We start from the raw sequence: 21,196 nt of genomic DNA, 5'->3' as shown, positions 1-21,196 counted from the left end.
GTCACCCCCGACGTGGCCAAGGCCATCTCGGACATCAAGGGCGGCAAGATCGAGTTCCGCGTCGATCGCCACTCCAACCTGCACTTCATCATCGGCAAGGCGTCCTTCTCCGAGGCACAGCTCGCCGAGAACTACGCCGCCGCCCTCGAAGAGGTGCTGCGACTGAAGCCGGCCAGCTCCAAGGGCCGCTACATCAAGAAGGTCACCGTCTCCACCACCATGGGTCCCGGTGTCCAGGTCGACCCCAACCGCACCAAGAACGTCGCCAGCGAGGACGAGGCCCAGGCCTGACCTCCGAGGTCTGCACGCCCGACTGCCTTCCGAGGTGGTCGGGCGTGCTTTCATTTGATCGTCCCTACCGAAGGAGCCACCATGGCCCGCTCGTCCCTGCCCCGCCGTCTCGGCGCCGCCACCCTGCTCACCAGCATGGTGCTGTCGGCCGCCGCGTGCGGTGGCGACGACACCTCGGCAACAGACACCGCGAGCGGCGAGACGTCCGCCGAGGACTCCGAGCAGACCGAGGACACCGGTGACACCGAGGTGGCGTCGGGCGACCTCGCGGAGCTCTCGGCCGAGGAGTTCTACCCCGCGGTCACCGCCGCGCTGAAGGAGGCCGAGACGATGGGCTTCACGGTCTCCACGACCGGTGGACCCGCTCCCTTGGAGCTGACCGGCCAGCTGCGCTACGAGGCTGACGGGATCGAGATGTCAGCAGCCACCAGCGGGGCCCAGGCCTTCGAGATGGTGATGCTCGACAAGATCCTCTACATCGCCGGTGCTGGGATGCCGCTGCCGGACGGCAAGAAGTGGCTCAAGGTCGACCTGAGCGATCCCAACAGCCTCTTCGGGCAGCTGGGCAAGTCGACCGACCCGAGCGCGATGTTCAAGGCCATGGAGGCGCCGAAGGAGTTCGAGCTGCTCGGCACCGAGGAGGTGGACGGCGTCGAGACCAACCACTACAACGTGGTGATGGAGACGGCCAGCTACGCCAAGGCGATGGAGTTGCCGACCGAGATGATGCAGGCCATGCCCAAGGAGATCGTCATCGAGATGTGGGTCGACGCCGACAACCAGCCCCGCAAGTTCCGCCAGGAGCTCGAGCTGCCCGACATGACCGGCAGCGGCCAGAAGACGAAGACCACCACCGAGGGCACCTACTTCGACTTCGGCAGCGATGTCGACATCTCTGCCCCGCCTGCTGCTGAGATCGCAGACAACGTCCCCGGGATGAGCTGAGACACCTACTCGGTGTAGATCCGTTCGTCGACCAGCTTCTCGGCGACGAACTGGCCCTGAGGGACGAAGCGTCCGCAGTCGAGGTGCTTTCGGAACTCCACCTCCGCACCGGAGCGACCCGTGCGGTTCTTCTCGATGGTCATGACCGACCAGTCCTTGAAGTGCTCACCGTTGTTGGCGCCGTACATGAGGTGATGGCGAGCCACCACGTGGGACTTGTTGCTGAGGATCAGCACGACGTCGGCTTCGTATGCCAATGCGGTGGACCCACGCATGTTCCGGGCCCGCATCCGGGTGCCAGGCTCGAGGCCGGCGCGGTCGGAGGCGGAGATGGCGACCACAGGGCACTCGAACTCGATGCTGAGGTCCTTGAGGCCTTCCGTGACGCGCGTGACCCTCTCCTCCTCCAGCAGGTGGTCGGGGGCGCAGACCTTCTGCAGGTAGTCCACCACGACCAGGGGAGGCGTGCCGTGCTCGATCAGGACGTCCTTGACGGTCGCCGCGATCACGTCGAGCGTGGTCTGTGTCGTCGTCGACCGGTGGATGTAGAGCCGGTGCGCGTAGGCGCTCACGGCGGTCAGCGCCTCGACGCCGCCGGTGAGCTGGCCGAGCCGCTCGACGAGGCCGCGTCCGTCACCGTCGGACGCCTCGAACGCGGCGCGCACCTGGGCCACGTTGAGGGGGGAGGGATGGTTCGACCGCTCCGCGGCCTCGGCCGAGATGGCCTTCTGGAGCAGGGCCTCCGCTTCGATCTCGAAGGACAGGAACACCACCGGTCGGCCGGAGCGGGCGCTGTGGCGCGCCATCTGCAGCGCAAAGGTCGTCTTGCCCTCACCCTGGGCGCCGGCCAGCAGGTTGAGGGTCCCCGCCCGCAGCCCCCCGCCCAGCTCCTCGTCGAGCAGGGGAAATCCAGTCGGCCACACGGCTGCTTCCGACGCGGGGTCGAGCAACCGGCGATCGACGCGCTCGAGCACGTCGATGGCGAGGCTCAGCTTCGGGTCCATGCCCGGATTTGAGCACGTCCGCTCGGCGCGCGCGGCCGAACGCAAGGATTTGGCCCATCCGGGCAGGTCGCCGTAGTCTTCCCCTTCGAAACCAGAGACCGCCGGTTGTCGACGGGCATCAGCCCCGAGATCGAAGGTTCCGCCTGACAGCGGACGGCCAGCGCAGGTGGAGCAGCTCCGCATGATTGCGGATCACGCCCCGAGCCTGCGCTCGGGGCGTTCGTCGTCTCGGTGGGATCGACGCCGGTGGTCGACATCGGAAGGAGACCCATGGCGCGGCCAGAAAAGACTGCCGCCGTAGCGGAGATCGTTGAGTCGTTCAATGATGCCGCCGGTGCTGTGCTGACCGAGTACCGCGGGCTCACCGTGAAGCAGCTGCAGGACCTGCGGCGCTCCCTCGGCGAGAACGCCAACTACGCCGTGGTCAAGAACACGCTTGCCAAGATTGCCGCCACCGAGGTGGGCATCGAAGGCTTCGACGACCTGCTCAAGGGCCCCACGGCCATCGCCTTCATCAATGGAGACGTGGTCGAGGCAGCCAAGGGTCTGCGTGACTTTGCCAAGGCAAACCCCGCTCTTGTCATCAAGGGCGGCGTCCTGGACGGGAAGTCCCTCGACGCCTCGGAGATCGCCAAGCTGGCGGACCTCGAGTCGCGTGAGGTGCTCCTCGGCAAGCTCGCGGGCGGCATGCTCGCGACGTTGTCCCAGGCTGTCTACCTCCTCAACGCCCCGCTCGCCCAGGTTGCCCGGCTCGCCGGCGCCCTGGAGGCGAAGGCGACCGAGGACCCCTCGATCCTCGCAGGTGGTGCCGGTGTGCCGGCCGCTGCCGAGGAGACCCCGGCTGCTGAAGAGGCTGCGGAGGTGACCCCGGCTGCTGAAGAGGCTGCCGAGGAGACCCCGGCTGCTGACGAGGCTGCCGAGTCCACCGAAGCCTGACCGGGCCGACGTACACCACCTGAAACCCATCGGCCGGGGAACACCCGCCGGCCACCAACGGAAGGAAACGCCATCATGGCGAAGCTCACCACCGACGAGTTGCTCGACGCGTTCAAGGAAATGACCCTCATCGAGCTCTCTGAGTTCGTCAAGCAGTTCGAGGACACCTTCGGCGTCACCGCTGCCGCTCCCGTTGCCGCTGCTGCCCCCGCCGCCGGCGGCGGCGCTGCTGCCGAAGAGGCCGTTGCCCAGGACGAGTTCGACGTCATCCTCGAGGCCGCTGGCGAGAAGAAGATCAACGTCATCAAGGAGGTGCGCGCCCTCACCAGCCTGGGCCTCAAGGAGGCCAAGGACCTCGTCGAGGCCGCCCCGAAGCCGATCCTCGAAGGCGTCGACAAGGCTGCCGCCGACAAGGCCAAGGACGCGCTCGAGGCCGTTGGCGCCACCGTCACCGTCAAGTGACTCACCCGATGTCGGTCTGACCGGCATCAACCTCCTCAGGGCGGTCACCTCCGGGTGGCCGTCCTGAGGCGATTTGACGGGTTGTTCGAGGAGCCTGCTGCCTCAGCGGAAGACGACCGTCCGCTCTCCGTTGAGCAGGATCCGCGACTGTGCGTGCCAGCGCACGGCCCGCGCCAGCACCTGCGCCTCCACGTCCCGGCCGGCCGCGACGAGCTGGCCCTCGCGGTCGGTGTGGTCGACCCGTACCACGTCCTGCTCGATGATCGGGCCCTCGTCGAGCTCCGCGGTGACGTAGTGCGCGGTCGCGCCGACGAGCTTGACGCCCCGGTCGAAGGCCTGGTGGTAGGGCCGGGCGCCCTTGAAGCTGGGCAGGAACGAGTGGTGGATGTTGATCGCGTGCCCGGACAGCCGGCGGCACAGGTCGTCGGAGAGCACCTGCATGTAGCGCGCCAGCACGACCAGGTGCGTCCCGGTCTCGTCCACGATCTCCAGGAGCCGCTTCTCGGCATCGGCCTTCGTCTCGGGCGTGACCGGGACGTGGTGGAAGTCGAGACCGTAGGAGCGGACCAGCGGACCCGCGTCGGGATGGTTGGACACGACCGCTGGGATCTCGATCTGAAGCGCCCCGGTGCTGGCCCGGAACAGCAGGTCGTTGAGGCAGTGCAGGTGCTTGGAGACCAGGATCAGCGTGCGGTACGGCGCATCCGCCGACCGCAGCTCGAAGTCCATCCCGAACCGGTCGGCCACTGCCGCGAACTCACCGCCCAGGGACTCGGCCGTGGCCGCGCCCGGGACGACGAAGTCGATGCGCATGAAGAAGCGATCCGTCAGCTGGTCCCCGAACTGCTGGCTCTCCACGATGTTGCCGTGCCGCTCCACCAGGAATCCGGTGACGGCGTGGACGATGCCCGAGCGGTCGGGACAGGAGAGGATCAGCACGAAGTGGCCGGGCGCCGGACCGGCCGTCACGGCGGCGTCGGACGTCTGCATCATGGTTCTCCTCGGATGTGGTTCGGCGGCGTGCGGCCCCTAGTCTGACCGCCTCACCAACGACGTAGGAGAGCAGCCATGACCGCAGCACTGTCAGTGCATGGTCTGTGGAAGATCTTCGGACCGAGGGCGGACCGGATCCTCGGCACTCCCGAGGCCGAGCTCTCGCGAGCCGAGCTCAGGACGAAGACGGGCAACGTCGCTGCCATCAGGGACGTCTCGTTCGAGGTGGGCGCCGGCGAGGTCTTCGTGGTGATGGGTCTGTCCGGTTCCGGCAAGTCCACGCTCGTCCGGTTGCTGACGCGACTCATCGAGCCCACCAGCGGCACGGTGACGCTCCATGGGATCGACATCACCTCGGCCTCGCAGAGCCAGCTCCGCGACGTACGACGCGAGCAGGTCTCCATGGTTTTCCAAGACTTCGGGTTGCTGCCGCACCGCCAGGTGATCGACAACGTCGCCTACGGCCTCGAGGTGCGCGGCCTCGGCAAGCGGGAGCGCCGCGACCGTGCCGGGGAGGTCATCGACCTCGTCGGGCTGACGGGATACGAGTCCTTCTACCCCGACCAGCTCTCGGGCGGGATGCAGCAGCGCGTCGGTCTGGCGCGGGCCCTGGCCGGCGACCCCGAGATGTTGCTCTTCGACGAGCCCTTCTCGGCCCTCGACCCCCTCATCCGGCGCGACATGCAGAACGAGGTCATCCGCCTCCACCGCGAGCTGGGCAAGACGATGGTGTTCGTCACCCACGACCTCTCCGAGGCGCTCAAGCTCGGCGACCGCATCATGATCCTCCGCGACGGTGAGGTCGTGCAGATCGGCACGCCCGACGAGGTGGTGGCCCGACCGGCCGACGACTACGTCAAGGACTTCGTGGCCGGGGTGCCGAAGGCGCACGTGCTCACGCTGAAGTGGGTGATGCGCGACCCGCGACCGGGCGAGCGCATGGACGGCCCGACCCTTCCCGTGAGCACCGTCGTGCGCCAGGCGGCCCGCGCCGCGATCGCCTCCGACGCCCCGATCCGGGTCGTCGACGGTGACCGCCTCCTCGGTGTCGTCGACGAGGACGACATCATGCGCGTGGTCGTGGCCGAGGAGGAGGTGTGACCCGGTGGATCTCCGCGGTCGGCGTGATCGCCGTCTGGATCCTCGTCTGGTCGTTCACCAAGGGCAGCAACACCCTGGCACTGCCCGGCGCGGAGCACACTGACCTGCACGAGTCGCTCACCGAGCTCAACAACACGCTGCTGGCGGGCCGGGACACCAACCCGGTCATGCGCCTGACCAACGCCGTCTCGGAGATCCTCCGCGACGCCTTCGACTGGGTCCAGCGGATGATCGCCCGCCCCAACCTGCCCCGGCCCGTGCCCGAGATCGGCTGGCTCGGTGTCGTCGCGGTCGCCACCTGGGTGGGTTTCGCGATCGCGAACGCGCGGATCGCGCTGCTGGTGCTGGTCTCGTTCCTGTCCTTCGGCGTCCTGGGCTTCTGGCAGGACTCGATCGACCTGTTGATCGTCACCGGCCTGGCCGTGGGCATCACCGTGGTGGTCGGGATGCCGCTGGCCGTCCTGATCGGGACGAGTCCGCGCGCCAGCAGGGTGGTCACCGTCGCCCTCGACCTGATGCAGACGATGCCGACCTTCGTCTACCTGCTGCCGGTGGTGCTGTTCTTCGGCATCGGGGTCGGCGGCGCCGTCGTGGCGACGTTGATCTACGCGATCCCGCCGCTCGTGCGGATCGCGGGCTTCGGCATCCGTGAGGTGTCGCGGACGACGATCGAGGCCACCGACTCCGCTGGCCAGACGGCCTGGCAGCGATTGTCCAAGGTGCAGGTCCCGATGGCGCGCAGGACCATCATCGTGGGGCTCAACCAGACCACGCTGGCGGCCTTGTCCATGGCCACGATTGCGGCGTACGTCAACGGACCCGGCCTCGGGAAGCCGGTCCTGCGCAAGCTCGTCGCCAACGACTTCGGCGGCGCCTTCGTGCCAGGCATGCTGATCGTGGTGATGGCGGTGATGCTCGACCGGACGACCACGGCTGCCAGCGAGCGCTCGGAGCGGATCAGCCGGGGAGGCGGGGGCAACCTCCGTCGCCGTCGCCTGGTGCTCGCCGGGACCGGAGCAGGCGCGCTCGTGGCCGTGATCCTGTCGCGACGCGAGCTGAGCCTGGCCGAGTTCCCGGCCTCCAGCGCTGGCAGCACGATCGCGGAGGCGGCGGGCCGGGTGATGGACGGCACCGTCGACCTGGTCGGCGGCCCGGCCGGCTGGCTGAAGGACGCCGTCAGCTACGGGTTCCTCAACCCGATGCAGTCGCTGCTCGCCGACTCCCCGTGGTGGCTCTCCGGGCTCGCGATCACGACGCTGGCCTTCGTCTTCGGCGGTCTGCGCGCCCTGGCCACGGCCGGAGTGTGCCTCGCCGGCATCTGGTACCTCGACCTCTGGCACGACGCGATGATCACCCTCACCATGGTGCTCGTCGGCACGGTGCTGGTGATGGTGCTGGCCCTGCTCCTCGGCGTCTGGATGGCACGGGACCGGCGCGTCGACCTGGGCATCCGGCCGCTCCTCGACGCCGGACAGACGATCCCGCCGTTCGTCTACCTGATCCCGGTGCTGGCGCTCTTCGGTCCCACCCGGTTCAGCGCGATCGTGGCTGGGATCGTGTACGCCGCCCCGGCGGCCATCAAGCTGGTGGCTGACGGGATCAAGGGCGTGCCGACGACGACCATCGAGGCAGCGCGGTCGACCGGCCACACGACGTGGCAGGAGATCATCAAGGTCCAGCTGCCGATGGCCAGGGGATCGCTGGTGCTCGCCTTCAACCAGGGCCTGCTCTACGTGCTTGCCATGGTCGTCATCGGCGGCCTGGTCGGCGCTCAAGCGCTCGGCTATGACGTCGTGCTGGGCATCTCGCAGAGCAACGAGTGGGGCAAGGGCGCGGCGGCAGGCCTCACCATTGTCCTGCTCGGCGTCATGCTTGACAGGATCACCCGAGCGGCAGCAAGAGAGCCAGCCAGCAAATGAGGAGACGAACCATGAGGATTGCCAGAGGCCGACGGACACGACTCGGGGCGCTCGCCGCCGTCGCGACCCTGGCGGTGACCGGCTGCGGCTCCGGGGGATCCGTCGAGGAGGCCACCGAGGCCAACGAGTCCGAGGCTGCGAACGCCGACGGCGAGTGCGGGGAGCTCGACATGGCCGTCAACCCGTGGGTCGGCTACCAAGCCAGTGCCTACGTGGTGGGCACCGTCGCCCAGGACGAGCTCGGCTGCACCGTCAACTACAAGGACCTCAAGGAGGACGTCTCCTGGCCCGGCTTCGGCACCGGCGAGGTCGACGTCATCATCGAGGACTGGGGCCACCCAGACCTCGAGAAGAAGTTCTTCGAGGCTGAGGGCGACGGCACCGCCATGGACGTGGGTCCGCAGGGCAACGTCGGGATCATCGGCTGGTACGTCCCGCCGTGGCTCGCCGAGGAGCACCCGGACATCCTCCAGTGGGAGAACCTCGACAAGTACGCCGAAGACTTCGCGACCTCGGAGTCCGGCGGCAAGGGCCAGTTCCTCGGGGCCGACCCGTCCTACGTGCAGTTCGACGAGGCGATCGTGAGCAACCTCGGCCTCGACTTCAAGGTCGTCTTCTCCGGCTCGGAGGCAGCCAGCATCGAGGCCTTCCGCAAGGCCGAGGAGAACAAGGAGTTCCTGGTCGGCTACTTCTACGAGCCGCAGTACTTCATGGCCGAGGTGCCCCTGGTCAAGGTCGCGCTGCCGCCGTACGAGGAAGGCTGCCAGGACGACCAGCAAGCGGTCGCGTGCGACTACCCCGAGACGGAGCTGAAGAAGGTCGTCAGCACCGAGTGGGCCGAGTCGGACTCCACGGCGGTCGGGCTGGTGGAGAACTTCCGGTGGACCAACGAGGACCAGAACGTCGTCGCTGCCTACATCGCCGACGAGGGCATGTCCCCGGATGACGCGGCCGCGAGGTGGATCGAGGAGAACCCGGACCTGGTCGCGGAGTGGCTGTCCTGAGCGGACGGCCGCAGCCGAACCGTCACACCGAGTGACACTGTGTGTCCATCTGGTGACGTGGCGGTCATTTGTGCGTAACCTCACGCTCAGTGTCGCGTTGATACTCAGTAGTAATGCCGGGGGACGGGCAAAGGGAGATACTTCGCATGGGAGTAGAGATCAAGGTCGACGACCTCACGAAGTCGTTCGGCAAGCAGTTGATCTGGGGCGATGTCTCGCTGACCATCCCTGCCGGTGAGATCTGCGTGATGCTCGGTCCGTCCGGGACCGGCAAGTCGGTCTTCCTCAAGACCCTCATCGGCCTGCTCAAGCCCGATCGCGGCTCGATCATGATCGAGGGCACAGACATCGCCTCCTGCTCCGAGAAGGAGCTCTACGAGATCCGCAAGCTCTTCGGTGTCCTGTTCCAGGACGGCGCCATGTTCGGGTCGATGAACCTCTACGACAACGTCGCCTTCCCCCTGCGCGAGCACACCAAGAAGTCCGAGTCGGAGATCCGCAGCATCGTCATGGAGAAGATGGACCTTGTCGGCCTCCTCGGCGCCGAGGACAAGCTCCCCGGTGAGATCTCAGGTGGGATGCGCAAGCGCGCAGGTCTGGCGCGAGCACTCGTCCTGGACCCCGAAATCGTCCTCTTCGACGAGCCGGACTCCGGTCTCGACCCGGTCCGCACGTCGTTCCTCAACCAGCTCATCATCGACCTGAACGCCCAGATCGACGCGACCTTCCTCATCGTCACCCACGACGTCAACACGGCCCGGACCGTGCCCGACAACATCGGTCTCCTGTACCACCGGCACCTCGCGATGTTCGGGCCACGCGAGATGCTGCTGAGCTCCGAGGAGCCGGTGGTCCGCCAGTTCCTCAACGCCCAGCGCGTCGGTCCGCTCGGGATGTCGGAGGAGAAGGACGCCGACGAGCTCGCTGCCGAGAGCGACCAGGAGCTCCCACCCCTGCCGCCCATTCCCCTCCAGCAGGAACCCTCCAACGGGATCCCGCGGCGCAGCCAGCGTCCACCTGGCGAGTGGTGCCGGGAGAACGGCGTCACGCCACCTCCGGGGTCGTTCGAGACGGCCAACGCCGGCCTGGCGCCGGGGGCCTGAGACACCGATGTCCTCCCTGACCTCGTCCCGCGTGCTCGCTCCCATCGGGACCGCGGGCAAGCTGTTCGCCTTCGCGCTCGATGTGGTGCGCGGGCTGTTCCGTCGACCCTTCCAGCTGCGGGAGTTCATCCAGCAGGCCTGGTTCATCGCCTCCGTGACCATCGTTCCCACGGCCCTGGTCGCCATCCCCTTCGGCGCGGTCATCGCCCTGCAGGTCGGTGGGCTGATCAAGCAGTTCGGCGCCCAGTCCTTCACCGGCTCGGCCTCGGTGCTGGCGGTCGTCCAGCAGGCCGCTCCGATCGGGACCGCGCTGCTCATCGCCGGCGCGGGCGGGTCGGCGATCGCGGCCGACCTCGGCGCCCGCAAGATCCGCGAAGAGCTCGACGCGATGATGGTCCTGGGTATCGACCCCATCCAGCGCCTGGTCGTCCCGCGGGTGCTCGCGTGCATGCTCGTCGCGTTCTTCCTCAACGGCATGGTCAGCGTCGTCGGGGTTGCGGGTGGCTACGTCTTCAACGTGATCCTGCAGGAGGGCACACCCGGCGCCTACATCGCCAGCTTCACCGCTTTGGCGCAGCTGCCCGACCTCTACATCGGTCTTCTCAAGGCGATCGTCTTCGGTCTCATCGCCGCCATCGTGGCCTCCTACAAGGGAATGAACGCCGACGGCGGCCCGAAGGGCGTCGGTGACGCAGTCAACGAGGCAGTGGTCATCACCTTCCTGCTGCTGTTCGTCGCCAACTTCGTGATGAGCCTGATCTACCTCCAAGTCGTTCCGCCGAAGACGGGTTGACGCCATGGCCAACGTCAAGAGCATCTACCAGAAGCCGCTGGGGTCCCTCGACAACCTGGGCGGCCAGCTCGGTTTCCACATCGCCGTCCTCAAGGCCATCCCGCGCTCGGTCACCCGCTACCCCAAGGAGATCCTGCGGATCCTCGCCGAGGTCACCCTCGGCTCCGGCGCGCTGGCGGTCATCGGTGGCACGGTCGGTGTCATCCTCGGCATGACGTTCTTCACCGGGGCGCAGGTCGGGCTCTCGGGCTACGCCGCGCTCAACCAGCTCGGGACTGCCGCGTTCTCAGGATTCGTCTCTGCCTACTTCAACACCCGCGAGATCGCCCCCCTCGTCGCAGGCATCGCGCTCGCGGCGACGGTCGGCTGCGGCTTCACCGCTCAGCTGGGCGCGATGCGGATCTCCGAGGAGGTCGACGCCCTGGAGGTGATGGCCATCCCCTCGATGCCCTTCCTGGTCGCGACGCGGGTCGTCGGTGGTCTGATCGCGATCATCCCTTTGTACGTCGTGGGGTTGCTGTCGTCGTACTTCGCGAGCCGAGTCGTGGTGACGCAGTTCTACGGTCAGTCGACCGGCACCTACGACCACTACTTCAACGCGTTCCTGCCTCCGGGCGATGTGCTGTGGTCCTTCGGCAAGGTGCTGGTGTTCGCGGTCACGGTGATTTTGATCCACTGCTACCACGGCTACAACGCCTCCGGCGGACCCGCGGGCGTCGGCGTCGCCGTGGGTCGGGCCGTGCGGACCAGCATCGTGGCGATCAACGTGATCGACCTGTTCCTGTCGATGGCCATCTGGGGCACCAACGCGACCGTCAGATTGGCTGGGTGAGCGGCCATGAACCCGTTCAAGAACAATCTGTTCCTCGGTGTGCTGTTCCTCGCGCTGCTCTTCTCCAGCGTGTGGGTCTCCTACGGCGTCTTCACCAAGAGGTGGACCGACTACGACGAGGTCGCCCTGAAGACCTCCAAGATCGGTCTCCAGATGCCGCTGCGCGCGGACGTGAAGATCCGGGGAGTGCAGGTCGGTGAGGTCATCGCGATCGACGGTGACGCCGACGGCGCGACTCTGACGTTGGGTCTCTACCCCGACATGCGCGACACGATCCCGGCCAACGTGACCGGCTCGATCGTGCCCAAGACGCTCTTCGGCGAGAAGTACGTCTCGCTGATCATCCCCGAGGCGCCCGCCAAGGACTCGATCGCGGTCGACGCCACCATCGACCGCACGGCGATCTCCACCGAGGTCGAGCAGGTCCTCAACGACCTCTACCCGCTGCTGCGAGCCGTCCAGCCGGCCGAGATCAACAAGACCCTCAACGCCATCGCCACCGCCCTGGAGGGCCGTGGCAACCAGCTCGGCGAGAACCTCGAGACCGTCGACAGCTATCTCAAGCGTCTCAACCCGGAGATCCCCGCGCTGGTGGAGGACCTCCGCCTGACCGGCGAGGTCGCCGACATCTACGTCGACGTCCTGCCCGAGATCGCCACCATCCTGCGCAACTCGATCACCACGACCCAGACCCTCGAGGGTCGCGAGGAGAAGCTCACGGCGCTCTACCAGGACGTCGGCGCCTTCTCCAACACCACCGAGCGGTTCCTCGACGAGAACGGTGACAACCTGATCCGGCTCGCCGAGCTCAGCCAGCCCCAGCTCGAGCTGTTCGCCAAGTACGCCCCGGAGTACCCCTGCCTCCTCGGTGGCGTCGTCACCGCCGGCGACATGCAGGCCGAGGTCTTCCGCGGCTTCACCCTGCACATCGTCCTCGAGACGCTGCCCAACCAGCCGCGCGGCTACGGACCGCAGGACCTGCCGACGTACGGCGAGAAGCGTGGTCCCTCCTGCGCCTCTCTGCCTGCCCCGCCATACAGCCAGACCAACCCGGCGCCGGTTCCCGGCTTCGCCGACGGTGTGGACGAGGGGACCGGCAAGGGGACCTCGCGCGCGGCCACCGGCTGGTCGAGGGGCGAGGGATATCCCGGCAGCCGGGAGGAGTCCGCGCTCGTGAAGGGGCTGCTGGCGCCGGCGATCGGCACCAGCGTCTCGGACGTGCCCGACCTCGGCGTGCTGCTGATCGCCCCGATGGCTCGCGGCGCCACCGTCTCCCTGGGAGCTGATGACTGATGGCCCGCCTGGACAAGAAGACCAGCGGCGACCTGGTCAGGCTGCTCGTGTTCATGATCGTCACCGCGATGTTGACCGGCGTCCTCGTCGTGCTGATCGGCAACCTGAACTTCGCTCCCACCCGCGACTACAAGGCCGAGTTCCTCAACGCCACGGGTCTGGTCAAGGGAGACGACATCCGGGTCGCGGGTGTGAAGGTCGGCACGGTCAAGGATGTGGAGATCACCGATCGCACCCGCGCCCTGGTGAGCTTCACCGTTGCCGACGCGACCCAGGTCAACGGCGGGACCTTCGCCACGATCAAGTACCGCAACCTGGTGGGGCAGCGCTACATCTCCCTGACCCAGGGGGTCGGCGACGCCGGCCGGCTGCCCGAGGGTGGGACGATCCCGCTGGCTCAGACGGCACCCGCGCTCAACCTCACGGTGCTCTTCAACGGCTTCAAGCCGCTCTTCCAGGCACTGTCGCCCGCCGACCTGAACAAGCTGTCGTACGAGATCGTGCAGGTGTTCCAGGGCGAGGGCGGCACCCTCGAAGGCCTCCTCCAGCACACCGCCTCCGTCACCACGACCCTGGCCGACCGCGACGAGATCATCGGTGACCTCATCGAGAACCTCAACCAGGTGCTCCAGCACATCGGCGACCGGGACGAGCAGCTGTCCCGGCTGATCATCTCGTTCCGCCAGCTCATCGGTGGGCTGAAGGACGACCGGCAGGCCATCTTGACCTCGCTCGACGACATCTCCGAGCTCTCGGTCGAGACGGCCGGACTGCTCTCAGGGATCCGCGAGCCCTTCGTCGATGACATCAAGCAGCTGCGGGCAGTGGCGGGCAACATCGACAAGAACAAGGCGGAGCTCGACCGGGCCCTCCAGGTGCTGCCGATCAAGCTCGAGAAGGTCGGCCGGACCGCGATCTACGGGTCCTACTTCAACTTCTACCTGTGTGAGTTCCAGGGCCGGATCAAGCTTCCGGCCGGCGTCAACGTGCCCGTCAGCTACCAGACCGGCTCCGACAGGTGTGATCTGGGATGATTCCTTTCCGCGAGCGCAATCCCGTCATCATCGGCGCGATCAGCCTGACTCTCCTGGCCGGTTCGCTGGCGGTGGCGTTCAAGGCCGGCGACCTGCCGGTGATCGGGGGCGGCGACACCTACTACGCCGCCTTCTCCGAGGCCGGTGGGTTGAAGGCCAACGACGAGGTGCGGATCGCCGGCGTGCGCGTCGGCAAGGTCGACTCCGTCGAGCTCGACGGGGACAAGGTGAAGGTGGCCTTCAAGGTCGACGAGGCGGAGTCCTTCGGTCCGAGCACCAGCGCGTCGATCGAGGTCAAGACCCTGCTCGGTGCGATGTTCCTCTCCCTCGAGCCCGCCGGCTCGGGTCAGATGAAGGAGGAGTCGACGATCCCGGTCGAGCGGACCACGTCGCCGTACGACGTCGTCGAGGCCTTTGAGGGACTGGCATCGACCTCGGAGCGGATCGACACCGACCAGCTTGCCGAGGCCCTGACCACCCTGGCCGACCTCACCCGCAACACTCCTGAGGAGTTCAAGGCAGCGCTCGACGGGGTCACCCGGCTGTCGGGGAACATCGCCGCCCGCGACCAGCAGATCGGCACCCTGCTGACCAACCTGGAGAAGGTCTCGAGGGTGCTCGATGAGCGTGACCAGGACATCGTCGCCCTGATGGAGGACGCGGACGTCCTGTTCCGGGCGCTGGTGAGTCGCCGACAGGCGATCCACAACCTGCTGACGTCCACCACGACGCTCTCGCGCGAGCTGACCTTGCTGGTGCGCGAGAGCCGTGCGGACCTGAAACCAGCCCTGACCCACTTGGAGAACGTCGTCGACGTGCTGAACAAGAACGAGGACAACCTCGACAACAGCCTTCGACTGATGGCGCCGTTCTACCGGGTGTTCGCCAACACGCTGGGCACCGGACCGTGGTTCGACACCTACATCCAGAACTTCCCACCCGTCCCCCAGGTTGGCTGACATGGACCTCATCAAGAAGTTCGCAGTTCCGCTCGTCATCCTTGCGCTGGTGGCGGCCGCGGCCATCACGATGTTCAGCGGGGACAGGACCAAGCGACTCGTCGCGCACTTCCCACGCACGATCTCGATCTACGAGGGCAGCGAGGTCCGGGTGCTCGGTGTGCCGATCGGCACCGTCGAGGAGGTCACGCCGTCGGGCACCGACGTGGTCGTCACGATGGTCTACGACGCGGACATCAAACTTCCGGCCGACGCCAAGGCGGCCATCGTGGCGCCCTCGATCGTCGGGGACCGCTTCGTCCAGCTCACCCCGGTGTTCCGGAAGGGCGACCAGGTGATGGCCGACAACACCGAGCTCGCCGCGTCCCAGACGGCGACCCCCATCGAGCTCGACGAGATCTACGACAGCCTCAACACGCTCAACGTGGCCCTCGGTCCCAATGGCGCGAACGCCAACGGTGCCCTGTCGGACCTGTTGGCGGTCACGGCCGACAACTTCGGTGGGCAGGGCGCCAACTTCAACACCACCCTCGAGAACTTCGCCCGGTTCACCGACACCCTGGCCAACAACAAGGAAGAGCTGTTCGGGAGCACCGAGCAGCTGGGCAAGTTCGTCGAGACCCTCGCCCAGAACGACCAGACCGTCCGGAGCTTCAACCGCTCGCTCGCCGACGTCTCGGGCCTGCTCAAGGGCGAGCGCGAGGAGCTGGCGTCGACGTTGAAGAACCTGTCCACGGCACTGACCGAGGTCTCCGAGTTCGTCACCGAGAACCGCGAGGTCCTCGGCCGCAACATCGCTGGCCTCAACCGGTTCTCCAAGGTGCTGGTCAAGCAGCGCGACTCGCTGGACGAGATCCTCCGGGTCGCTCCGCTGGCGCTCAACAACCTGGCGCTCACCTACAACCCGCAGGCGGGCACGCTCGACACCCGGGCCAATCAGGGAGAGATCGAGGGTCAGATCGCGGCAGATCCCGCACAGTTCCTGTGCGGGCTGACCAACCAGGTCAAGGGTGCTGATCAGGTCTGCGACACGATCAAGGAGATCCTGCCCCCGGGCACCCTGCCCAAGCCTCGGAGCGGAGCGCTGTCCCGCAAGGGAAGCAGCAGCATGCTGCCCGCGCCTGCGCACCTCCAGTTCGACCCGACGCTCGGCGGACTCGTGGGAGAGCAACGATGAAGAAGCTGAAGGCCCTGGTCCCCGTCGTGCTGTCAGCGCTCCTGCTCACCGGGTGCGACTTCGACATCTACAAGCTGCCCCTGCCTGGTGGCCCCGACGCCGGGGACAACCCGATGACGATCAAGGTCGAGTTCGCCGACGTGCTGGATCTGGTGCCCAAGTCGACGGTCAAGGTCAACGACGTCAGCGTCGGCACCGTCACGGATGTGGCTCTCAACGGCTACACCGCCGTGGTCACTCTCGAGATGCGAAACGACGTCAAGCTCCCCGACAACGCGATGGCCGAGATCCGCCAGACGAGCCTGCTGGGGGAGAAGTTCGTGTCCCTCAAGGCTCCGGACGAGGGCGCCAGTCCTGACCCGCTCGAGAGCGGCGACCGGATCCCTCTGGACCGCAGCGGGCGCAACTCCGAGGTCGAAGAGGTCCTGGGCGCGCTCAGCCTGCTGCTCAACGGTGGCGGCATCGGTCAGCTCCAGACCATCAACCGCGAGCTCAACCTCGCTCTCGAGGGTCGCGAAGGAGCCGCCAGGTCGGTGCTGGAGCAGATCCGCTCCTTCATGGGCCAGCTCGACGAGAACAAGGAGGAGATCCTCACGGCGATCGAGAAGCTCAACCAGCTCGCGCTCGCCATCCAGAAGGAGCAGCCGACCATCGACGCTGCGCTCGAGGAGCTCCCCAGCGCACTGGACTCCATCGACTCCCAGACCGACGACCTGGTCAAGATGCTCAAGGCGCTCGACGACCTCAGCGAGGTCGGGGTCAAGGTCATCAGCGCCTCGAAGGCCGCCACCATCGACTCGCTCGAGGCGCTCAACCCCGTCCTCACCCAGCTCGCAGCGTCGGGTGACAACTTCACCAAGGCCTTCCATGTGTTCTTGACCTACCCGTTCGTCGACGAGGTGGTCGGTCGGGACCCGCAGGTGGCACGCAACCTGCACATGGGTGACTACACCAACCTGTCCATCACCCTGGAGGTCGACCTCAGCAAGGGGCCGATCGAGCTGCCCTCGCTGCCCACGCTCCCGACCGGGCTGCCCACCTTGCCGACCAACCTGCCCACGGTGATCGATCCCACCGTCATCCTCGACAACGTGCTGGAGTGCCTGCGGAGCGGCAGCCTGACGAGCCCGGAGTGCCAGAAGGTCCTCCAGACCCCGGCGGAGCTGGCCAAGCTCAAGGAGGAGTGCAAGAAGGACGAGAACAAGGACAAGGACGTCTGCAAGGAGCTGAACGCGATCCCGCCGGTGCCGGTGCCCACCACGCTGCCGCCCGTCCCGGTGCCCACCAGCACCGGCCTGCCGCCGTTGCCGACGGCCCCGACCGTCGCCCTCCCGCGGCAGGGAGCTCCTCGGGCAGGCACGGGTCAGACACGAGGCACCAGCGGACCCACGCTCGGTGAGTTGATGGAGACCTACGATGCCGACCTCGTCAACCTGCTGATCCCCGGGGTGGTGCTGCGATGATCACCCGCCGGACCAAGCTCCAGCTGCTCGTGTTCGCCATCATCACCATGGTGGGCGTGACCTTCGTCGGGGCGCGCTACGCCCGCCTCGACCGCGTCTTCGTCGATGACGCCTACACCGTGGTGGCCCACTTCTCCGACTCCGGCGGCGCGTTCGCCGGGGCCGAGGTGTCCTACCGCGGCGTCCGGATCGGTGAGGTCTCCAAGATGGTGCTGACCCAAGACGGCGTCGACATGCACCTCGACATCGACAACGAGCAGGACAAGATCCCGGCCGACACGCTCGCGCTGGTGGGCAACCGGTCCGCAGTGGGCGAGCAGTACGTCGAGCTGCAGCCGCAGAGCGACAAGGGCCCCTACCTGAAGAACAACTCCGAGATCGGCCTCGACCAGACCGCCCTGCCGATCTCGACCGACACCTTGTTGACCAATCTCTCCGAGACGGTGCGCAGCGTGGACGAGGACGACCTCCAGACCGTCACCACGGAGTTCGGTGCCGCCTTCGGGGGTGCGGGTGACGACCTCCAGACGATCATCGACTCCGGCAACGAGTTCATCAACGCCGCCGATGCCAACTTCGAGGTGACCACGAAGCTGATCCGCGACGGCAACGTCGTGCTGCGCGGACAGATCGCCTCCGAGACCCCGCTCCGCGCCTTCGCTCGCGACCTGAGTGTCTTCTCCACGACCCTGGCCGACAGCGACAAGGACCTGCGCGGGGTGATCGACAACGGCAGCGCGACGGCCAACCAGCTGCGGCGCTTCCTCGAGGACAACGAGGTGGATCTCGCGTCTCTGGTCAACAACCTCGTGACCACGGGGGAGGTGGTCGTCGCCCGGCTCGACGGGATCGAGCAGATCCTGGTCCTCTATCCCTATGTCGTGGAGGGCGGCTTCACCGTCGTGTCGAAGACACCTGAGACAGGCAACTTCGACGCCCACTTCGGAATGGTGCTGACCCAGGAGCCACACGTGTGCAACGGGGGATACGAGGGAACCGATCGCCGGCTCCCCCAGGACGGCTCCAACCGGACGATGAACGTCGACGCACGCTGCACCGAGCCGGCGTCCAAGTCGAATGCCCGGGGCGCGCAGCACGCTCCGCCACGTCCGGCCGCGGACTACGGCGACCCGGTGGCCGCCTACGACCCGACGACCGGCAAGATGATCTGGGGCGAGCAGCAGGCCGGAGCACTGCAGTCGGTCGGTAGCGCCGCCCCCCGGACCCTGGGAAGCGAGTCGTGGAAGTGGTTGTACCTCCAGCCCCTGCTGGCGCAGTAGCCAATGCCCGGCTGCGTCTGGTGGTGCTGGTCGGACTCCTCGTCACGCTCGTCCTCGCGCTGCTCTCGACCCTGGTCCTCGTGCTGTCCACGACCTCACCACAGACCGGCAACCCGGTTCGCCGGGTGAGCGAGGTGGTCAAGGGGTCGACGGAGACCCAGGAGACGCGCGAAGAGGTGATGGCCCAGACCGAGCAGTTCATGCTGCGCCTGGGCTCCTACGGTCCCGAGCTGCTCGACGAGCAGGGCGGGATGCCTGAGTACCGCGAGAAGGTCAAGGAAGTCATCACCCCCAAGTTCGCCGCGTCCTTCGACACCGAGGCCGGCACCGCCGAGCAGCTGGTTGCCCAGGCGGGTGTCTCGCGGGTCCCGGACGTCTTCGCGACCGGGGTGGCCAGCCTCGACGACGACTCGGCCCAGACCCTCGTCGCCGGGTCCTTCAGTGACACCTACGACGTCGACGGCGAGGAGATCAAGCAGGAGCCGATCCCCTTCCGGATCTCGGTGTCCCTGGTGAAGATCGATGGCGAGTGGCTCGTCGACGACTTCGGTCCGGTCAACGGCGACGGTGCCGGCGAGCAGCAGGAGCCTCCGCAGTGACCCCGACCTGGTACGACGTCCTGGACATCGAGCCCACCGCCAGCCCCGACGAGGTCCGTGCCGCCTGGCGCAGCGGGATCGCCGACCTCGAGCCTGGCTCGCGCCGGTTCCAGCGGCTCAACGAGGCTGCAGAGGTCCTGCTGGACAAGGATCGTCGGGCGGCGTACGACGCACAGCTGGCCGCCCAGCGCCCCGACCCTGTGCCCGGCCCGACCCCTGATGCCGCTTCTGATGCCAGTCTGCAGGCCGGGACCGAGCCCGACGCCGGCGCCGGCGCCACGGCAATCCGGCCCGAGCCTCGCCGAGTGGTGCCGCTGTGGCTGATCGCGGCCGTCGCCGTGGTGACCCTGGCGGCTGTCGCCCTGGCTGCGTTCGCCTGGAGTCGGCCCCAAGATCGCCTGGAGACGCCGAGCAGCGCGTTCATCTCGGTCCCGAACGAGGCAGAGGATGCAGCCCGGGAGGCGCAGAGCGCGGCGGAGCAGGCCATCGTGCCGGTCCTCTCCTACGACTACAGGACGCTCGAGGAGGACCAGAAGCGCGCCACCGCCTACCTCACGGGTGACTATCGCAAGAGCTACGACGAGCTCTTCGCAGTGATCGCCGACAACGCCCCGTCGACCAAGACCCAGGTCAGCGCCGAGGTGATCGCCTCCGGGATCGTCCGGTCGGGGGAGGAGCGTGTCGACGTCCTCATCTTCGTGGACCGTCCCACCCTCAACAAGCTCTCGGCCCAACCGGTCCTCTCCAAGGACCAGGTCACCGTCACCATGCAGAAGGTCGGCGACGAGTGGCTCGTGGACAACCTGGTGACCTCCCCAGCCGCTCCCTGATCCCCGCCTGCGGCCGTGGTGCTTGACCTGACGGCCCCGGACGTTCATCATCATCCGCAACGCGGACGTGCTCTTCTCCTGAAGAGTTGACCCCGCGTTTGAGACGCGCGTGCATTTCATGTACGCTTCCTCTTTGCGCCTGCCCTCAAATGCCCTTCACCCTGTCCGGACGGGTGTCGTCGGTGGTCGGCTGGCAGCGATTCGATCGTCCCTGATCATTCGAAGGAAAACTCTTGGCCGCGCGCAGCTCCGCTGGTATCCCCCGTCGCACCTCTTTCGCAAAGATCACCGAACCGCTCGAGGTTCCCCCTCTCCTGTCTCTCCAGACCGCCAGCTTCGAATGGCTGGTCGGCGGCGAGAAGTGGGAAGAGACGGTCGCAGCGCGCCGCGCCGCGGGTGAGGACGTCTCCGAGAAGTCAGGTCTGCAGGAGATCTTCGAGGAGATCTCCCCGATCGAGGACTTCTCCGAGACGATGATGCTGTCGTTCGACAACCCCGTGTTCGTCGATCCCAAGTACACCGAGGAGGAGTGCAAGGAGAAGGACTTCACCTTCTCCCGGCCCCTCTACGTCTCGGCCGAGTTCATGAACCACGAGACCGGCGAGATCAAGGGCCAGACGGTCTTCATGGGTGACTTCCCCATGATGACCCGCAAGGGCACCTTCATCATCAACGGCACCGAGCGCGTCGTCGTCTCGCAGCTGGTGCGTTCGCCCGGCGTCTACTTCGAGCGGACGGCCGACAAGACGTCCGACAAGGACATCTACACCTCCAAGATGATCCCCTCGCGCGGCGCCTGGCTCGAGTTCGAGGTCGACAAGCGTGACCTCGTCGGCGTGCGTCTCGACCGCAAGCGTAAGCAGAACGTCACCGTCCTGCTCAAGGCGCTCGGCTGGACCCCGGAGCAGATCCGCGAGGAGTTCGGCGAGTACGAGTCGATGATGCTCACCCTGGACAAGGACACGCCCCAGACCCAGGACGAGGCGCTGCTCGACATCTACCGCAAGCTGCGCCCGGGCGAACCGCCCACCCGTGAGGCCGCGCAGACGCTGCTGAACAACTACTTCTACAACCCCAAGCGCTACGACCTGGCCAAGGTCGGTCGCTACAAGATCAACAAGAAGCTCGGCACCCACGAGGCCTTCGACCAGCAGACGCTGACCATCGACGACATCGTC

The 21,196-nt window shown here is 67.0% G+C and carries 19 protein-coding genes and 2 pseudogenes; 19 read left to right on the top strand and 2 right to left on the bottom strand.

The genetic code is table 11. The features are described 5' to 3' along the window. Positions 1–291 (top strand): annotated as a pseudogene (locus tag JWN68_RS07960) (50S ribosomal protein L1); the annotation flags it as partial. An 81-nt stretch (positions 292–372) separates the two neighbouring features. After that, positions 373–1,236 carry a hypothetical protein gene (locus tag JWN68_RS07955; protein ID WP_297737238.1) on the top strand — a complete coding sequence of 288 codons (864 nt, stop codon included), beginning with the start codon at positions 373–375 and terminating at the stop codon, positions 1,234–1,236. Between the two features lie 5 nt (positions 1,237–1,241). Here the strand turns inward: JWN68_RS07955 and JWN68_RS07950 are convergent, their stop codons facing one another. Continuing rightward, a complete protein-coding gene (locus JWN68_RS07950; RefSeq protein ID WP_297737235.1) occupies positions 1,242–2,240 on the bottom strand; it encodes a DnaB-like helicase C-terminal domain-containing protein in 999 nt (332 codons plus the stop codon). A 270-nt stretch (positions 2,241–2,510) separates the two neighbouring features. Between JWN68_RS07950 and rplJ the strand changes: the two genes are divergently transcribed. After that, a complete protein-coding gene (gene rplJ / locus JWN68_RS07945) occupies positions 2,511–3,176 on the top strand; it encodes a 50S ribosomal protein L10 (RefSeq protein WP_297737232.1) in 666 nt (221 codons plus the stop codon). Positions 3,177–3,251: 75 nt separating this feature from the next. Continuing rightward, on the top strand, positions 3,252–3,638 hold the full coding sequence (rplL, locus tag JWN68_RS07940; RefSeq protein ID WP_297737230.1) for a 50S ribosomal protein L7/L12: 387 nt from the start codon (positions 3,252–3,254) through the stop codon (positions 3,636–3,638). A 102-nt stretch (positions 3,639–3,740) separates the two neighbouring features. Here the strand turns inward: rplL and purU are convergent, their stop codons facing one another. Next, a complete protein-coding gene (gene purU / locus JWN68_RS07935) occupies positions 3,741–4,631 on the bottom strand; it encodes a formyltetrahydrofolate deformylase (RefSeq protein ID WP_297737227.1) in 891 nt (296 codons plus the stop codon). A gap of 75 nt (positions 4,632–4,706) precedes the next feature. On the opposite strand from purU, the gene JWN68_RS07930 reads away from it, so the two are divergent. The 15 genes and pseudogenes from JWN68_RS07930 to JWN68_RS07860 form a co-directional block, all read left to right on the top strand. Then, on the top strand, positions 4,707–5,732 hold the full coding sequence (locus JWN68_RS07930; protein ID WP_297737224.1) for a betaine/proline/choline family ABC transporter ATP-binding protein: 1,026 nt from the start codon (positions 4,707–4,709) through the stop codon (positions 5,730–5,732). Beyond that, positions 5,729–7,651, top strand: a complete 1,923-nt coding sequence (locus tag JWN68_RS07925; protein ID WP_297737221.1) for an ABC transporter permease subunit — start codon at positions 5,729–5,731, stop codon at positions 7,649–7,651. The genes JWN68_RS07930 and JWN68_RS07925 overlap by 4 nt, the downstream gene beginning before the upstream one ends. Before the next feature lie 11 nt (positions 7,652–7,662). Further along, on the top strand, positions 7,663–8,655 hold the full coding sequence (locus JWN68_RS07920) for an ABC transporter substrate-binding protein (RefSeq protein ID WP_297737219.1): 993 nt from the start codon (positions 7,663–7,665) through the stop codon (positions 8,653–8,655). Positions 8,656–8,801: 146 nt separating this feature from the next. Continuing rightward, on the top strand, positions 8,802–9,758 hold the full coding sequence (locus JWN68_RS07915; protein ID WP_297737216.1) for an ABC transporter ATP-binding protein: 957 nt from the start codon (positions 8,802–8,804) through the stop codon (positions 9,756–9,758). A 7-nt stretch (positions 9,759–9,765) separates the two neighbouring features. Then, positions 9,766–10,551: an ABC transporter permease gene (locus JWN68_RS07910; RefSeq protein WP_297737213.1), complete on the top strand. Its 786-nt coding sequence runs from the start codon at positions 9,766–9,768 to the stop codon at positions 10,549–10,551. A 4-nt stretch (positions 10,552–10,555) separates the two neighbouring features. Further along, positions 10,556–11,383 (top strand): ABC transporter permease, encoded by an 828-nt coding sequence (locus tag JWN68_RS07905; RefSeq protein ID WP_297737211.1) that lies wholly within the window; start codon positions 10,556–10,558, stop codon positions 11,381–11,383. Between the two features lie 6 nt (positions 11,384–11,389). Continuing rightward, positions 11,390–12,676 (top strand): MCE family protein, encoded by a 1,287-nt coding sequence (locus JWN68_RS07900; protein ID WP_297737208.1) that lies wholly within the window; start codon positions 11,390–11,392, stop codon positions 12,674–12,676. Continuing rightward, positions 12,676–13,710, top strand: a complete 1,035-nt coding sequence (locus JWN68_RS07895) for an MlaD family protein (protein WP_297737205.1) — start codon at positions 12,676–12,678, stop codon at positions 13,708–13,710. Before JWN68_RS07900 ends, JWN68_RS07895 begins: the two co-directional genes overlap by 1 nt. Then, positions 13,707–14,669, top strand: a complete 963-nt coding sequence (locus JWN68_RS07890; protein ID WP_297737202.1) for an MCE family protein — start codon at positions 13,707–13,709, stop codon at positions 14,667–14,669. Before JWN68_RS07895 ends, JWN68_RS07890 begins: the two co-directional genes overlap by 4 nt. A 1-nt stretch (position 14,670) precedes the next feature. Beyond that, on the top strand, positions 14,671–15,846 hold the full coding sequence (locus JWN68_RS07885; RefSeq protein WP_297737199.1) for an MCE family protein: 1,176 nt from the start codon (positions 14,671–14,673) through the stop codon (positions 15,844–15,846). Next, entirely contained in the window at positions 15,843–17,309 is a 1,467-nt protein-coding gene (locus tag JWN68_RS07880; RefSeq protein ID WP_297737196.1) for an MCE family protein, read from the top strand. The genes JWN68_RS07885 and JWN68_RS07880 overlap by 4 nt, the downstream gene beginning before the upstream one ends. After that, positions 17,306–18,589 carry an MlaD family protein gene (locus JWN68_RS07875; protein WP_297737193.1) on the top strand — a complete coding sequence of 428 codons (1,284 nt, stop codon included), beginning with the start codon at positions 17,306–17,308 and terminating at the stop codon, positions 18,587–18,589. The genes JWN68_RS07880 and JWN68_RS07875 overlap by 4 nt, the downstream gene beginning before the upstream one ends. A gap of 23 nt (positions 18,590–18,612) precedes the next feature. Next, entirely contained in the window at positions 18,613–19,188 is a 576-nt protein-coding gene (locus tag JWN68_RS07870) for a hypothetical protein (protein ID WP_297737190.1), read from the top strand. After that, positions 19,185–20,018 (top strand): DnaJ domain-containing protein, encoded by an 834-nt coding sequence (locus JWN68_RS07865; RefSeq protein ID WP_297737187.1) that lies wholly within the window; start codon positions 19,185–19,187, stop codon positions 20,016–20,018. Before JWN68_RS07870 ends, JWN68_RS07865 begins: the two co-directional genes overlap by 4 nt. Positions 20,019–20,251: 233 nt before the next feature. After that, positions 20,252–21,196, top strand: a pseudogene (locus tag JWN68_RS07860) (DNA-directed RNA polymerase subunit beta); the annotation flags it as partial.

The organism is Nocardioides sp., from assembly GCF_025964975.1.
In the GTDB taxonomy this organism is placed as follows: domain Bacteria; phylum Actinomycetota; class Actinomycetes; order Propionibacteriales; family Nocardioidaceae; genus Nocardioides.
Note: the sequence above shows the minus strand (reverse complement) of the source record. Positions and strands in the feature narration are given on the sequence as shown.

Coding starts and splice junctions, on each gene's coding strand:
- JWN68_RS07955 (WP_297737238.1), top strand. CDS start 373: ATGGCCCGCTCGTCCCTGCCCCGCCGTCTCGGCGCCGCCACCCTGCTC.
- JWN68_RS07950 (WP_297737235.1), bottom strand. CDS start 2,240: ATGGACCCGAAGCTGAGCCTCGCCATCGACGTGCTCGAGCGCGTCGAT.
- rplJ (WP_297737232.1), top strand. CDS start 2,511: ATGGCGCGGCCAGAAAAGACTGCCGCCGTAGCGGAGATCGTTGAGTCG.
- rplL (WP_297737230.1), top strand. CDS start 3,252: ATGGCGAAGCTCACCACCGACGAGTTGCTCGACGCGTTCAAGGAAATG.
- purU (WP_297737227.1), bottom strand. CDS start 4,631: ATGATGCAGACGTCCGACGCCGCCGTGACGGCCGGTCCGGCGCCCGGC.
- JWN68_RS07930 (WP_297737224.1), top strand. CDS start 4,707: ATGACCGCAGCACTGTCAGTGCATGGTCTGTGGAAGATCTTCGGACCG.
- JWN68_RS07920 (WP_297737219.1), top strand. CDS start 7,663: ATGAGGATTGCCAGAGGCCGACGGACACGACTCGGGGCGCTCGCCGCC.
- JWN68_RS07915 (WP_297737216.1), top strand. CDS start 8,802: ATGGGAGTAGAGATCAAGGTCGACGACCTCACGAAGTCGTTCGGCAAG.
- JWN68_RS07910 (WP_297737213.1), top strand. CDS start 9,766: ATGTCCTCCCTGACCTCGTCCCGCGTGCTCGCTCCCATCGGGACCGCG.
- JWN68_RS07905 (WP_297737211.1), top strand. CDS start 10,556: ATGGCCAACGTCAAGAGCATCTACCAGAAGCCGCTGGGGTCCCTCGAC.
- JWN68_RS07900 (WP_297737208.1), top strand. CDS start 11,390: ATGAACCCGTTCAAGAACAATCTGTTCCTCGGTGTGCTGTTCCTCGCG.
- JWN68_RS07895 (WP_297737205.1), top strand. CDS start 12,676: ATGGCCCGCCTGGACAAGAAGACCAGCGGCGACCTGGTCAGGCTGCTC.
- JWN68_RS07890 (WP_297737202.1), top strand. CDS start 13,707: ATGATTCCTTTCCGCGAGCGCAATCCCGTCATCATCGGCGCGATCAGC.
- JWN68_RS07885 (WP_297737199.1), top strand. CDS start 14,671: ATGGACCTCATCAAGAAGTTCGCAGTTCCGCTCGTCATCCTTGCGCTG.
- JWN68_RS07880 (WP_297737196.1), top strand. CDS start 15,843: ATGAAGAAGCTGAAGGCCCTGGTCCCCGTCGTGCTGTCAGCGCTCCTG.
- JWN68_RS07875 (WP_297737193.1), top strand. CDS start 17,306: ATGATCACCCGCCGGACCAAGCTCCAGCTGCTCGTGTTCGCCATCATC.